This window comes from Staphylococcus sp. URHA0057 (genome assembly GCF_000620265.1).
In the GTDB taxonomy this organism is placed as follows: Bacteria; Bacillota; Bacilli; order Staphylococcales; family Staphylococcaceae; genus Staphylococcus; species Staphylococcus pasteuri.
The window spans coordinates 1-11,753 of sequence record NZ_JHVS01000018.1; the positions used below are offsets into that span (position 1 = coordinate 1).

The 11,753-nt window shown below is 30.7% G+C and carries 13 protein-coding genes and 1 pseudogene; 9 read left to right on the forward strand and 5 right to left on the reverse strand.

The features are described 5' to 3' along the window. Window positions 1-245 (reverse strand): helix-turn-helix domain-containing protein (locus tag N524_RS0109120; protein WP_029056304.1); only part of this gene is annotated, 245 nt, incomplete at its 3' end. Between the two features lie 582 nt (window positions 246-827). On the opposite strand from N524_RS0109120, the gene N524_RS0109125 reads away from it, so the two are divergent. Continuing rightward, window positions 828-1,721 carry a cation diffusion facilitator family transporter gene (locus N524_RS0109125; protein WP_017637713.1) on the forward strand — a complete coding sequence of 298 codons (894 nt, stop codon included), beginning with the start codon at window positions 828-830 and terminating at the stop codon, window positions 1,719-1,721. Window positions 1,722-1,807: 86 nt separating this feature from the next. Here the strand turns inward: N524_RS0109125 and N524_RS0109130 are convergent, their stop codons facing one another. Next, window positions 1,808-2,317, reverse strand: a complete 510-nt coding sequence (locus tag N524_RS0109130; RefSeq protein WP_029056305.1) for a hypothetical protein — start codon at window positions 2,315-2,317, stop codon at window positions 1,808-1,810. Between the two features lie 407 nt (window positions 2,318-2,724). On the opposite strand from N524_RS0109130, the gene N524_RS0109135 reads away from it, so the two are divergent. Continuing rightward, window positions 2,725-3,411, forward strand: a complete 687-nt coding sequence (locus tag N524_RS0109135) for a 2,3-diphosphoglycerate-dependent phosphoglycerate mutase (protein ID WP_029056306.1) — start codon at window positions 2,725-2,727, stop codon at window positions 3,409-3,411. A 159-nt stretch (window positions 3,412-3,570) separates the two neighbouring features. Here the strand turns inward: N524_RS0109135 and N524_RS13460 are convergent, their stop codons facing one another. Further along, window positions 3,571-3,675 carry a putative metal homeostasis protein gene (locus tag N524_RS13460; protein ID WP_017637716.1) on the reverse strand — a complete coding sequence of 35 codons (105 nt, stop codon included), beginning with the start codon at window positions 3,673-3,675 and terminating at the stop codon, window positions 3,571-3,573. Between the two features lie 169 nt (window positions 3,676-3,844). Here N524_RS13460 and N524_RS0109145 point away from each other — a divergent pair, with 169 nt between their 5' ends. The 4 genes from N524_RS0109145 (at window position 3,845) to N524_RS0109160 (ending at window position 7,604) form a co-directional block, all read left to right on the forward strand. After that, window positions 3,845-5,281: an MDR family MFS transporter gene (locus N524_RS0109145; RefSeq protein WP_017637717.1), complete on the forward strand. Its 1,437-nt coding sequence runs from the start codon at window positions 3,845-3,847 to the stop codon at window positions 5,279-5,281. A 118-nt stretch (window positions 5,282-5,399) separates the two neighbouring features. Continuing rightward, window positions 5,400-6,182 carry a transporter substrate-binding domain-containing protein gene (locus N524_RS0109150; RefSeq protein WP_017637718.1) on the forward strand — a complete coding sequence of 261 codons (783 nt, stop codon included), beginning with the start codon at window positions 5,400-5,402 and terminating at the stop codon, window positions 6,180-6,182. Further along, window positions 6,163-6,882, forward strand: a complete 720-nt coding sequence (locus N524_RS0109155; protein WP_017637719.1) for an amino acid ABC transporter permease — start codon at window positions 6,163-6,165, stop codon at window positions 6,880-6,882. The genes N524_RS0109150 and N524_RS0109155 overlap by 20 nt, the downstream gene beginning before the upstream one ends. Continuing rightward, window positions 6,879-7,604 carry an amino acid ABC transporter ATP-binding protein gene (locus N524_RS0109160; RefSeq protein WP_017637720.1) on the forward strand — a complete coding sequence of 242 codons (726 nt, stop codon included), beginning with the start codon at window positions 6,879-6,881 and terminating at the stop codon, window positions 7,602-7,604. Before N524_RS0109155 ends, N524_RS0109160 begins: the two co-directional genes overlap by 4 nt. A 73-nt stretch (window positions 7,605-7,677) precedes the next feature. Here N524_RS0109160 and N524_RS0109165 read toward each other — a convergent pair whose 3' ends face one another. Next, window positions 7,678-8,925 (reverse strand): aminoacyltransferase, encoded by a 1,248-nt coding sequence (locus tag N524_RS0109165; protein ID WP_029056307.1) that lies wholly within the window; start codon window positions 8,923-8,925, stop codon window positions 7,678-7,680. 290 nt (window positions 8,926-9,215) lie between these two features. Here N524_RS0109165 and N524_RS0109170 point away from each other — a divergent pair, with 290 nt between their 5' ends. The 3 genes and pseudogenes from N524_RS0109170 to N524_RS0109180 form a co-directional block, all read left to right on the forward strand. After that, on the forward strand, window positions 9,216-9,575 hold the full coding sequence (locus N524_RS0109170) for a DUF4467 domain-containing protein (protein WP_017637722.1): 360 nt from the start codon (window positions 9,216-9,218) through the stop codon (window positions 9,573-9,575). 22 nt (window positions 9,576-9,597) lie between these two features. Next, window positions 9,598-10,197: a thioredoxin domain-containing protein gene (locus N524_RS0109175; protein ID WP_029056308.1), complete on the forward strand. Its 600-nt coding sequence runs from the start codon at window positions 9,598-9,600 to the stop codon at window positions 10,195-10,197. A 196-nt stretch (window positions 10,198-10,393) separates the two neighbouring features. Beyond that, a pseudogene (locus N524_RS0109180) lies at window positions 10,394-11,383 on the forward strand (metal ABC transporter solute-binding protein, Zn/Mn family); the annotation flags it as partial. An 84-nt stretch (window positions 11,384-11,467) separates the two neighbouring features. Here N524_RS0109180 and N524_RS0109185 read toward each other — a convergent pair. Continuing rightward, window positions 11,468-11,753, reverse strand: a 286-nt coding sequence (locus N524_RS0109185) for an IS3 family transposase (RefSeq protein ID WP_029056310.1), incomplete at its 5' end; no start/stop codon positions are given.

The window sequence follows — 11,753 nt, forward strand, 5'->3', positions numbered from 1 at the left end:
TAAGACAATTGATTTTCTTGTCTAAATCTTAAAACAGATACTTTAAAATCTCTAGTATATGAGCTATTTTTCATTTTTTTATCTAATCCTTCTGGGCCCGATTCCAAATACTGGTTAACCCATCTTTGAAGTAAAGAATGATGAGAAAGATTATATTTTTTAGTTAATCTCTTATATCCTAAACTACTATTTAAATATTCGTGAACTATTTTTAATTTGATTTCAAATTTATAATGTTTACCCATAAAAAATGCACCCCCTAAAGTTAGATTTTCAGTCCAACTTTTGGGGTGCACATCATTTTCATCATCTTAGTGCTTTCTTTTTGTCAATACTTCGTATTGTATGGCTACGCTATGCCCAACTTGCTTTGCTTGTAGAAACTGATTTAATCAGTTTCTCTGTGTTGGGTCCCTTCCCATGGTACAGTTTCAGCCAGAAATACTACACAGATAAATCTGTGAGAATTTCTAAGGTCTTCAACTAGTACTGTTCCCTCGGGAGTCTTGCCATAAATACTACGTATTTATATGTAATTTTATATTAAAAGACTAAAAAATAATGAAAAAGACAATTTCTATATTATTTCAATAAAAATCACTCTTTTCCACTTGTCCAAAAACTTAATGTTTCGGATACTTTTTCTTAACTGGATCTTGATGTTACCCTATGGTGTTTATTCTATAGAAAAGAGTTAATTTTTTAGGGAAGTCTAAAAAAATAATTAGCTTAATTATATAAAAAATATAGAAATTAAAAAACGTTGTAAAAATATTTTTTATGATTCATACTATGATTACTAAAGGAATTCAAGGTGGTCAAAGGTCATGTCTCAAAATGAAAATTTAAAGATTGCACAACGAGGTGCATATTTAAGTTTAGTCGTTTATATCATATTATCTATAGCAAAATATGTTACAGGATTCGTTTTTAATTCAGCTGCCGTGAGAGCCGATGCATTAAATAATATGACAGATATAGTTGTCTCTATTGCTGTGATTATTGGATTAAAAATATCAATTAAACCAGCTGATAGAAACCATCCATATGGCCATTTAAAATCAGAAAATATATCTACATTGTTGGTTTCATTTATAATCATGTTTGTAGGTATACAAGTTGTTATTGAAAATGCGCCAAGGCTTCTAACACAAGATAAAAATGTACCGAGTCCAATTACAATTTTAGTAAGTATTATAAGTGGTTTAATCATGCTAGGTGTATTTTTAGTGAATCAAAAATTAGCAAAGAAAACCAAAAGTAGTTCACTAAAATCAGCCGCTAAAGATAATTTATCTGACAGTTTAGTTAGTATAGGTACAGCAATTGGTTTGGTTTTCACTCAGATTGGCTTTCCAATCGTGGATATTATTTTAGCAACCTTACTAGGTTTGCTTATTATTTATACAGGATTTGGAATTTTTAGAGAGTCTATTTTTACATTGAGTGATGGATTTAATGAAAAAGATTTGGAAGAATACAGAAATGATATATTAGAAGTGGACGATGTGTTAGATGTTAGAAGTATTAAGGGACGTTATCATGGAAGTAGTATTTTCTTAGACGTTACGATAGTGGTAGAGCCCAATTTATCTATTAGTCAAGCACATTTAATTTGCGATAAAGTTGAAGATCATCTACATGAGAAGGGAATTTCTTCTGTATATGTACATCCTGAACCTAATATGAATGATAATTTAAGTAATGAGATACATAATTAAGTATAGAAATTTAAACAAAATAAGCGCCAAGCAGAAATCAACGTCGATTTCTGTTTGGCGCTTGTTATTATTTATATAAAGCAATCTTACCAATAACCGTTTGATTCACGGAAAGAAATAGCTGCATCAATTGAACCATAACGTTCTTTTGCGTAGTTAATCATACCTTTAGTTTGAGTAGCTACAGAACCATAGCCCCATGATTGGTTCGTTTGACCTAAACCATGATATTGTCCGTTTGAAGCATCTGGATCACCGCCAGATTCTGGCATTACTACGCTATCCCATAATTCTTTTGTGCCACCTGCTTCTATAAATTCTTTATAGACATCACTTGATGATTCACTGCTTGATGATGAATCTTCACTAGATGATGATTTACTCTCCGAACTAGTGCTTTGTGTAGACGTTTGAGTTGTTTGGTAATTTGAAGAAACTGATGAAGACTTATCTTGTTGTTGGTTACCAAACGATTGATTTTGTTGAGGAGAGCATTGTGAAGGTTGATTGTTTTCAGCTGCATGTGCTTGATGCGCTTCTAAACCTGTTGCTCCTATAGAAACTGTAGCGATAATTGCTAATATTGATTTTTTCATAATAGTTAACTCCTTTAGTGTGTGATTTCAATCAGACTTAAAAAATAATCCCAAGGATATGTGTCTGTTCATATTTGAATGTGTTGATTTCTTAAGGTGTGTTCATACTATATCATCTAAAGGTATTGCATAGGTTACATGAATATAAAAAGGTAATGACACACATTTTAGTTAGAATACAAGCATTTCAAATTTAAAAAGGAATATTTCAAAAGTTACAAAAGCTAAAGCAAACGTTATTGATTGAAAATCTACAAGTGCGTTCTATAATAAAGATATACAGTAAAAATATAAATAGAATCATGTCATCATTTAGTAATGAATGTCATCTATTTTATATTTAAATCATTAATTGTATCAACTAACATCCAAGTTAGTTCGTTATATAAATAGGAAGGTGTTAAATTATGCCAAAACTTATATTATGTCGTCACGGTCAAAGTGAATGGAATGCGAAAAATTTATTTACTGGTTGGGCAGATGTGAAATTATCTGAACAAGGAATTGAAGAAGCGACTACAGCAGGTAAAAAAGTATTAGAAAACCAATTAGAAATAGATGTTGCATATACTTCATTATTAACAAGAGCACTTGAAACAACACAACATATTTTAGCTCAATCTGAACAACAATGGATTCCTGTTAATAAAAGCTGGCGTTTGAATGAACGTCATTACGGCGCGTTACAAGGGTTAAATAAAGACGATGCTAAAGCGCAATTCGGTGAAGAACAAGTTCATCAATGGAGACGTTCTTATGATGTACAGCCACCAGCAGAAAGTGAAGAACAACGTAATGAATACCTAAAAAATAGAAGATATCGTCATTTAGATCATCGTATGATGCCATATTCTGAAAGTTTAAAAGATACTTTAGAACGTGTGGTGCCTATTTGGACAGATCAAATATCTCAACATTTATTAGATGGTAATACTGTACTTGTCTCAGCTCATGGTAATTCCATTAGAGCATTAATCAAATATTTAGAAAATGTTTCTGATGAAGATATTATTGGTTATGAAATTAAAACAGGTGCACCACTTGTTTACGAATTGACTGATGATTTAGAAGTTAAAGATAAATATTACTTATAAAATAAAAAATTAGGTCACTTACTGATGTTGAAAAGCATCAATAAGTGACCTTTTTTGTGGAGTAATTTAAATAAGAATTTAAGCATTTTATTATCTAACTTGATGCTTAGTATGATTAGAAATTAAATATATGAGCATTGCAAAAACAGATATGTCTAATTATTTTATTTTTTTATGTTGTTTAATAATTTTTAAAGCACGTTTTCTCGTTTTAATGTTTGGGCTGTTCAAATTACGGCGTGCAGTTTGTAAATCAGTTTTCATAAAATGACCTCCTTTATATAGTAATATTATGAATTAAAGTTTCGAAAATTTAAATAGTAATTATTACGATTTGTAAGAAAAAATTAATTTTAAACTAATAAAATGCATATTGCATATAACTTATGTATAATGTTGTGATAATTGAAAAGGAAAGTAAGGAGGAATTAACGTGACACTTAAAGCAAAATTGGTAATGATTATTACGATGTTACTAGGCGGCTTTTTTGGTTTACTAAATGAAACATTATTAACAACAGCTCTACCTAGTATTATGAAAGATTTTGATATCCAATATTCACAAGTGCAATGGCTGACAACCGCCTTTTTATTAACGAACGGCATAGTCATTCCACTATCAGCTTTATTTATTCAAAGATATACCACTAGACAGGTCTTCTTAATAGCTATTTTAGTATTCTTTATTGGAACAATATTAGGTGGATTTAGTCCTAATTTCACTATTTTATTAATTGCAAGAATTATTCAAGCGTTAGGTTCAGGTATCATGATGCCCCTCATGATGACTAGTATTTTAAATATATTTGAACCACATGAACGCGGTAAGTATATGGGGATGTTTGGTTTAGTGATTGGTTTGGCACCGGCAATTGGTCCCACTTTATCAGGATATTTAGTTGAATATTTTAACTGGAGATCATTATTCCATGTTGTTGCGCCTATCGCGGCACTCGTATTTATTATCGCAATATTTACAGTTAAAAATGTAGGACAAATTGTTAAGGCCCCAATTGATGTATTGTCTATCATATTGTCTGTCTTAGGATTTGGAGGCTTACTGTATGGTACTAGTTCTATATCACACGATGGCTGGAACGATCCAATTGTATTAACCACTATTATTGGTGGCGTTATTTTAGTTGTGTTATTTATTTGGAGACAATCAAAACTCGAGGTCCCATTGTTAAACTTTGATGTTTTCAAAAATTCACAATTCGCAATTGGTATTTTAATTATGGCAGTAACGATGATTTCAATGATTGGTTCAGAAACTGTTTTACCTATGTTTGTCCAAAACTTACTAAATCGTACGCCTCTAGATTCTGGTTTAATTTTATTACCTGGTGCAATTGTAATGGCAATTATGTCATTTGCTTCAGGATCACTTTATGAAAAATTTGGTGCTAAACCTTTAGCATTAATAGGTATGTTAATTGTAGTCATCACAACTACTTACTTTGTTGTGATGGATGAAAATACAAGTTCGACAATGTTGGCAACGGTATATGGTATACGCATGATTGGTATTGCGCTTGGTTTAATGCCTGTCATGACACATACAATGAATCAATTGCCATATGAAATGAATGCACATGGTTCATCTATGACGAATACAGCTCAACAAATTGCCGGCTCAATAGGGACAGCAGTCTTAATTACAATCTTAAGCCAAGCTAGTAAAAACTATACGCCTAATATGAGTGATTATGATGGTATGAAACGCAGTGAAATGTTAGGTCAAATTAAAATAGATACAATGTTACATGGTTATCATGCTGGATTCTTATTTGCAGTTATTATTACAATAGTAAGTTTCTTATGTTCGTTTATGTTAAAAAGAAATGCTCAAACTCCAAATGATAAATAAGTGGTTGAAAGTTGAAATGACAGTAAGAATCACGAAACAAGTTATTGACTTCACACCCATTAAGGATTAAAATATTTTTATTCCGATTAGAATAATAAGGATAAGGGAGAAATGTTTAATGAAAAGACTATTATTTTGTGTCGTTGCATTAGTATTCGTACTAGCAGCATGTGGTAATAATTCTAGTAAAGACAGTAAATCAAGCAGTAAAGATGATAATACGATTAAAGTGGGTACAGAAGGTACATATGCACCATTCTCGTTCCACAATAAACAAGACAAATTAACTGGTTATGATATCGACGTTATTAAAGCAGTAGCTAAAGAAGAAGGACTTAAATTAAAATTTAATGAAACATCATGGGATTCTATGTTTGCTGGATTAGACGCAGGTCGTTTTGATGTTATAGCTAACCAAGTAGGTATTAATAAAGATAGAGAGAAAAAATATAAATTCTCTAATCCATATACTTATTCAAGCGCAGTGTTAGTAGTTCGTGATAACGAAAAGAATATTAAATCTTTTAATGATGTTAAAGGTAAAAAATTAGCACAAACATTTACTTCTAATTACGGTCAATTAGCAAAAGATAAAGGTGCTAAAATTACTAAAGTAGATGGTTTTAACCAATCTATGGATTTATTATTATCTAAACGTGTAGATGCTACATTTAATGATAGCCTATCTTATTTAGATTATAAAAAACAAAAGTCTAATGCTAAAATCAAAGCAATCAAAGGTGACGCAGAGAAAAATAAATCAGCATTTGCCTTCTCTAAAAAAGTTGATGATAAAACAGTTCAAAAATTCAACGATGGATTGAAAAAAATCGAAGAGAGTGGCGAACTTAAAAAAATAGGTAAGAAATGGTTTGGTCAAGATGTCTCTAAACCTGAATAGTGAGCAACTTCATGCATTAGACGCTGCAAAGCAAGCATTTGGACCAATGTTAGAAGGGTTAGTTAAATATTCTATCCCGATTACACTTGTTACATTCGTATTAGGTTTAATAATTGCCTTATTTACAGCATTAATGCGTATCTCTACAAGTAAATTTTTAAAAGGTGTAGCAAGAGTTTATGTATCGATTATTCGTGGTACACCGATGATTGTTCAATTATTTATTATATTTTATGGTATTCCGGAATTAGGCAGATTAATAACCAATGATGCTGATAATCAATGGACATTAGCTCCTGTTGTAGCAGCAATTATTGGTTTGTCACTCAATGTAGGTGCATATGCATCAGAAATCATTCGTGGCGGAATTATTTCTATACCAAAAGGTCAAACAGAAGCGGCATATTCAATCGGAATGAATTACCGCCAAACTGTGCAACGTATTATTTTACCGCAAGCGATAAGAGTCTCCATCCCTGCACTAGGTAATACGTTCTTAAGCCTAATTAAAGATACATCTCTATTAGGATTTATCTTAGTGGCTGAAATGTTCCGTAAAGCTCAAGAAGTAGCTTCAACAACTTATGAATATTTAACAATTTATATTCTTGTTGCATTAATGTATTGGGTAATTTGTTTCATTATATCTGTAATCCAAAGTTTTTATGAATCATACATTGAAAGAGGGTATCGCTCATGATTGAATTATCGAATATTCATAAATCATTTAATCAAACAGAAGTGATTAAAGGTATTGATTTAAAAGTAGATCAGGGCGAAGTTGTGACATTAGTTGGACGTTCCGGTTCAGGTAAAACGACTCTTTTACGTATGATGAATGCACTTGAAATTCCTACTGAAGGAACAGTTTATGTAAATGGCAAGACATACACTGAAAAGGATAAAAAGTCACAAATAGAAGTTAGAAAACAATCTGGAATGGTATTTCAAAGTTATAATCTATTTCCGCACAAAACAGCATTAGAAAATGTGATGGAAGGTTTAGTCACAGTTAAAAAGCAAAGTAAATCAGAAGCTAAAAATAAAGCGTTAGATTTACTTGAAAAAGTTGGTTTAACCCACGTTAAAGATCAACGACCACATGCATTGTCTGGTGGACAACAACAACGTGTAGCGATAGCAAGAGCATTAGCTATGAATCCTAAAGTGATGTTGTTTGACGAACCAACATCAGCATTAGACCCTGAACTTGTTAATGACGTGTTGAAAGTTATTAAAGATTTAGCACAAGAAGGTATGACAATGGTTATTGTCACTCACGAAATGCGATTTGCGAAAGAAGTTTCAAATCAAATAGTGTTTATTCATGAAGGTAAAATTGGTGAACAAGGTTCCCCAGAAGATATCTTCAATCATCCGAAAACGGACGAACTTAAACGCTTTTTAAATGTAATACAATAAATGACGATATAGAAAACCCAGTGAATTTAATTTCACTGGGTTTTTATATGTTATTAAGTTGGAAATAAACGTGCTATTTTCTTTTTTCAAGAAGTTCTTTTACTTGATAGAATACTGGTTTAATAGGTTTGATGAAGTCGCCAATATATTCATAGACATCAGCATTGAAGCCTTCTTTAAAGCGTTGCACACCAAAATCTTCAGCATTTTCACTAAAGTCGCCAGTGATACCATAGAAATTATAGCGATCAATGTTATGTTCTTTAGCGAATTTAATCATTTCCCATTGTAAACGATATGCACCCATATAAGGGTTATATTTTGGATTAGAACCACTTGATAAATAATATACTTCATGGTCATTATAAATATATATTGCAGCAGCTAAATTCAATACTTGGCCTTCTTGAGCAATTTCATCTTTTGTCTGATTGATTTTTCTTTCATTACTATCATGTTGTTGTTTAACTTGAGTATGTTTCGTTTTGTTTTTCTTAGAATTAGGATTTTCTTGTAACGCTGTTTCTACTTCTTGAAGTTGTTTTGATAATTCTTTATGTTTATCTTCTAGAGTAGTGAGATATTCTTGCAAATCAATATAAGCAAGTTTCAACATAGCTTGATCTTCGTATGTCTTTTGTAGCTCTTCGAAATAAGGTTTTTCACGGAATTTGAAACCGTGTTTTTCTTCTGCCATTCTGAACAAATCAAAGAACGTATCTGTTTCTTCAATAGGTAACGTTCTTACTTTAACACCCATTTCGTAAGTCTTTTTAATATTACGACGTGTTTGATAATCCATTTCTTTCATCAATTGATCTTCAGTTTTATCTTTTAAATCTAATACAGAAAGCCAACGAATTTGACTCATTGAATCATATCCAACAGTATAACCTTGATGTTTATAACCTAGGTCTTCCATTGTTTTAACAAATGCACGGTTATCGTAAGATGTTAAAATTTCACCGTCAGCATTTCTAACATTTTCAAGAATATATGGGTCAACAAGTACATATAAACAATTGTGTTTTTTTAAATATGATGTTAAAGATTTAAAGAAGAAACGAACAAGTGATAAATTTTTGAAGTCCATCACTGGTCCTCGGTGTGTATAAAAATATTTAAAGAATTTTAACGTACGTGCTTCTGTTAAAAGACAAGCAGCGATAACTTCATCTTGATCGTCTTTTACGCCGACAAGATGGACGTCTCCTTTCATCTCACTACGATTATCGTAATGGATACTTGATTGTGTATAATGTGATAAATGTTCGGCTGTAAATTTACCGAACTCCTCTGATGTTAAGTTAACAAATTTCAATATATATCTTCCCCTCTAGAAATAGAACTATTAAATGAATCGTTAATATTTATATTATCAAATTCCTGCAATCATTACACATCATAACATAAAAAATAGCGTCATACTTTTGTATGATATAACAAATACTAAGTATTTAATTAAATTAAAAAAATCCTTTAAAAACGTTATTTTTACGTTAATTATTACTGTGATGCTATGAATTCTGTGATAAAATTTAAAGTGAAAGATGACACGGATTTAAAACAAGATTTCATATAAAGTGATTCATATTATCGGGAGTGAATATATTGAAGAAGATAGTGGCAGTTATTGCTGTATTGACGCTTGTATTAGTTGGATGTAGTAGCGGTAAGTATACTGACAAAATTGATAAAGCAGTTAAATTACAAGAAAAGAAACAATCAAAAATAGCTAAAAGAGATGCTGGCGACGAAGTTAAACACTTTGATAAAAAGGACGCTAACATCTATGTGTACGATAAAGGGAAATATGTCATTTTGGCTTATAAACCTTTAAATGATGATGAAGAAGTACATTACTACACTTATGAATTTAAAGGCAAGAAAGCTAAATATAAAGAAAATTTCAATTCAAAAGGTTATTATCAACAACATGATCCTGATTACAAAGAAGAAAATATGCATTAGCTATTAGTTATAAGGAGCAACAATGAAAAAGTTAATAGGAATAATAAGCGCATGTTTAATTGTTGTGTTAATTAGTGGTTGCGGGAAAGAACAAGAAAAAGCACCCGAGGCAACAAAAGATGGCAAACCACTTATCGTCATTTATGGTGACTTTAAATGCCCTTACTGTAAAAAAGTAGAGAAAAATGTCATGCCTAAACTTAAAGACCATTTTTTAGACAAAAATAAAGCTAAAATTAAATATGTAAATATGGCATTTTTAGGTAAAGACTCAATTATAGGATCCCGAGCAGGGCATGCTGTCCAACAAATTGCCCCTAAATCTTATTTAGAATTTCAAAAATTAATGTTCGAACACCAAAAAGATGAAAAGAAACAGTGGATTACTGAAAAGGTGGTTGACCAACAAATTAATCATCTTAATATTACCTCAGATCAAAAAGAGAAAATCAAAGAGGAATATAAAACCAAGAATAGTCAATCATGGAAAGCAGCTTTAAAAGATAAAAAAGATACCAAAGAACATCATATTTCTACAGCACCTACAGTATTTATAAAAGGAAAGAAAATTGAAGATCCATATCATTTCAAAGAATATGATAAAGTCTTAAAAGAGAATTAATATTGAACTGCTAACAAAGCGTCCTGCTTTGCTAGCAGTTTTTTATATATCAAAAATAAATTGAGTATTCGAATAAATAAATTTAAATATACATAAAGACATAATAAGTATATAAAAGTATAATCAGGTACTTGTTTTTTAAAGAAAGAAGGTATATAATCATTAATCGTAATAATTACTATTTAGGAGAAGCGATATGAAAAAAAATCTAAGTTTATTAATTCTTATTCCTCTAATGATATTTGCACTAGCAGCCTGCAGCAACGATAGTGTTAACAACAAAGGAGATAAGCTCAAAGTTAGCACGACGGTATATCCACTTAAGTCGTTTACAGAACAAATTGGTGGAAAGCATGTTGATGTAAAATCAATTTATCCAGCAGGTACTGATTTACATAGTTATGAACCAACACAAAAAGACATGTTGAATGCAGCTAAATCAGATTTATTCATCTATACAGGCGATGATTTAGATCCAGTCGCAAAAAAAGTAGCTTCAACAATCAAAAATGATAATAAAAAATTATCTCTACAAGATAAAATTAGCAAGAACGATTTATTAGCAGATCACCATCATCACGAGGGTGAAGAGGCACATCATGGAGAAGAAGAACACCATCATGGTAAATATGATCCACATATTTGGTTAGATCCAAAAATGGACCAAACATTTGCTAAAGAAATTAAAGACCAACTTGTGAAAAAAGATCCAGATCATAAAGAATATTATGAAAAGAACTATAAGAAATTAAATAAAGATTTAGAGAATATTGATAAAAATATGAAAGATGCTACTAAAGGTAAAAAAGGTAATGCAGTATTTATATCACATGAATCTTTAGGTTACTTATCTAATAGATATGGATTTAAACAAGTAGGTGTACAAAATATGAGTGCTGAAGATCCATCTCAAAAAGATTTAACTAACATAGTAAAAGAAATTAAAAAGAATAAAGTGGAATATATTTTATATGAAGAAAATGTATCAAATAAAATCACTGAAACGATTCGAAAAGAAACTGATGCTAAACCATTGAAATTTAATAATATGGAATCAGTAACAAAAGAACAACAAAATGAAAAAGGACTATCTTATCAATCCCTAATGAAAGAAAATATTAAAAATATTAAAAAAGCATTAGATAGTAAGATTAAAGTCAAAGACGATGAGCACGAGCATCATCACTAATAGATTTACCCCCTAAACCTATATTAAGCACTTTAAAAGTTAGCCAAGCATTGTACTGAACCCCAAAAGTTGTACTCTGGTTTAGTATACTATTTTAAAGGTTTGTTTCCTATATTGCTTAGGAGACAAGCCTTTTAATTTTGCTTTAATTCTTGTATTGTTATAAAAATTGATATATTTATGAATAGATTGTTCTAATTCTTGGAATGTTTCAAATGATTGTCCATAATACATTTCTTGTTTTAATAACCCAAAGAAGTTTTCCATTGAGGCATTATCTAGGCAATTTCCTTTTCTAGACATACTTTGAAATACATCATGTTCTTTTAATGACTCAATATAGTTTCTATTTTGATAATGCCATCCT